Annotated in this window: 2 protein-coding genes; both read left to right on the top strand. The window is 38.5% G+C overall.

Translation table 11 applies throughout. The features are described 5' to 3' along the window. The first annotated feature begins 133 nt into the window (after positions 1-133). On the top strand, positions 134-1,678 hold the full coding sequence (gene istA, locus CN378_RS20960; protein ID WP_098354446.1) for an IS21 family transposase: 1,545 nt from the start codon (positions 134-136) through the stop codon (positions 1,676-1,678). Further along, positions 1,678-2,442, top strand: coding sequence for an IS21-like element IS643 family helper ATPase IstB (istB, locus tag CN378_RS20955; protein WP_098354445.1), 765 nt, complete (start codon positions 1,678-1,680; stop codon positions 2,440-2,442). Before istA ends, istB begins: the two co-directional genes overlap by 1 nt. The last annotated feature ends 45 nt before the right edge of the window (positions 2,443-2,487 follow it).

The raw sequence follows: 2,487 nt of genomic DNA, 5'->3' as shown, positions 1-2,487 counted from the left end.
TGTGAACGCTAGAATAAAGTTGACAGTTTTTGCTCGATAAGATTTTACACTTTTGCTCAATCAACCTATTACTTTAGTAAAATAAATAGTGACGTTATTTTACTGGAGGTTAGGATTTTTGGAGGAAAAGTTAGTGTTATATGTAAAGATTCATGAACTACGCAAAAGAAAATTTAAAGTGGCACAAATCGCTAAGGAGCTTAAGATTTCAAGACCAACTGTCTACAAGTATTTAGAAATGACATTTGATGAAGCAAGAGCATACACTGAACAGCCCTTGGGGAAGAAGAAAAAGTTAGATCACTATAAAGACTGGATACTTGCTTGGCTAGAAGAATATCCTCACCTGAGTAGTGCTCAAATTCATGATTGGCTTTTGGAGAGGTATCCCGACCTTTCGGTTGGGGGAAGTACTGTGAGGACTTATGTTCGAAATATCCGTGAAGTCTATCAGATTGAGAAAAAGGTTATTGTCCGCCAATACGAAGCAGTTCCTGAACAACCAATGGGCAAACAACTTCAGGTAGACTGGGGTGAAACAAAACAGAAGTCGACAGACAAAAAAGAAATCAAATTGTACTTTATAGCCTTTGTACTCGCTCATTCTAGACATAAATATATGGAATGGCAGGCACGTCCGTTTACTACAAGAGATGCGATCAGATGTCATGAAAATGCATTCCAATTCTACGGTGGACGTACAAATGAAATTGTCTACGATCAGGACCACTTAATCGCTGTGAGTGAAAATGCAGGTCAGCTACTTTTAACAGAAGAATTTCAAAACTATGTGAATGAGCGTCAATTCAAAGTTCACTTGTGCAGGAGAGCTGATCCGGAATCTAAAGGCATGATTGAAAATGTAGTGAAATACATAAAAGGGAATTTCGCAGACAGTCGAGTTTTTAGAGACATAGAAGATTGGAATGATCGAGCATTACAGTGGCTTCAACGTACAGGGAACCATCAGGTTCACCAGACAACGAAAAAAAGACCAGCAGAAGTGTTTCTCCTCGAAAAGCAACACTTACAGCCAGTCTCTTCGTTACTTTCATATGAAAGTACCAATAAACAAAGTATAACAAGAACTGTAAGCAAGGACAACACGATCCGTTATAAGTCTAACCGTTATTCTGTACCACTAGGGACTTATCAAACAATGACGGAAAATATAGTATGGATTGAAGTGACAAACGAAGACCAACAAACTCTTGTGATACGCAAAGAAGCAAGTGGTGAAATCATCACCGAACATATTATTAGTTCAGAAAAAGGAAAACTCATTCAAAACCGTCACCATACTCGCGATCGTTCAAAGGGGATTGAAGAGCTTAAGCAACGTCTTATCTCTTACTTTGAAGATCAGACTCGGGCAGCTTTGTATTTTGATGAGATCAGTCAGAGATACCCAAGGTATCGTCGAGACCAATTTGCGATCATTTACAAGGTGATTCAACAGTATCCATCATTAATAGATACTGTGTTGGCCAAGTGCACGACAGAAAAAATATACAATGCAAATGACTTTCGGGATATCGCTCATCACCTTGATAATTTGCGTGATGAACCAGTTAAAGAGGTACAATCCTTTTATGCCAATCCAGCAAAACATCCTCCTATTAAGGCTTCTACCCGTTCTTTAAACGCGTATACTAGCATTTTGGGAGGTCGAGGATAATGAACAAGACGGTGCATGAATTACAAGATCAATTTCGACAGTTACGTTTATCAGAGACGGCGGAGGAGCTACCACAGCTTCTTCGCGAAGCTGAAAAAACATCATGGACTTACTTGGAGTTCTTAGAATCTATCACACGATATGAATTAGCAAAACGTGAAGCAAAGAGCCTTGAAAAAAGAATGAAATGGGCACGCTTCCCTTTCGTGAAGTCATTAGATGAGTTTGAACTTAAAGGTCAAAACGTTCTAACAGCCCGCCAGCTTTCTCAACTTAGAGAATTAAGCTGGTTAGAGCAACAGTATAATTTGATTCTCTTAGGTCCCCCTGGCATTGGGAAAACATATATCGCAATTGGGCTGGGACTTGAAGCCGTTTATAAAGGATTCAATGTTTACTTCGCTACAATGGGTGAACTAGTACAACTTTTAAAGACAGAAGAATACCTGAATAAATCTAAAGTTCAACTCAAACGAATTAGAAATGCCGATCTTGTGATCATCGATGATTTAATGTACATGGCGATGGATCAGAGAGAAGCAAACTTATTTTTTCATCTAATTAATCACTTATATGAACGAAGTTCAATCATTCTTACTTCAAATAAAAGTCCAGATGAATGGGGTAATCTAATTGGGGATCAAGGGATTACGACAGCTATTTTGGATCGTTTACTTCATCGTGTGGAAGTCATACATGGTGGAGAGAATGAGGAAAGTCATCGGATGAAAAACCGAAAGAGCATTTTTTCAGCAGAAGTGTAAAAAGAAAACGAGCAAAAAGTGTAAAATTCAACTTGACGTCTACAA

The organism is Bacillus sp. AFS015802 (genome assembly GCF_002561455.1).
Classification (GTDB): Bacteria; Bacillota; Bacilli; order Bacillales; family Bacillaceae_B; genus Rossellomorea.
This window is presented reverse-complemented; position numbering and strand designations above follow the sequence as displayed.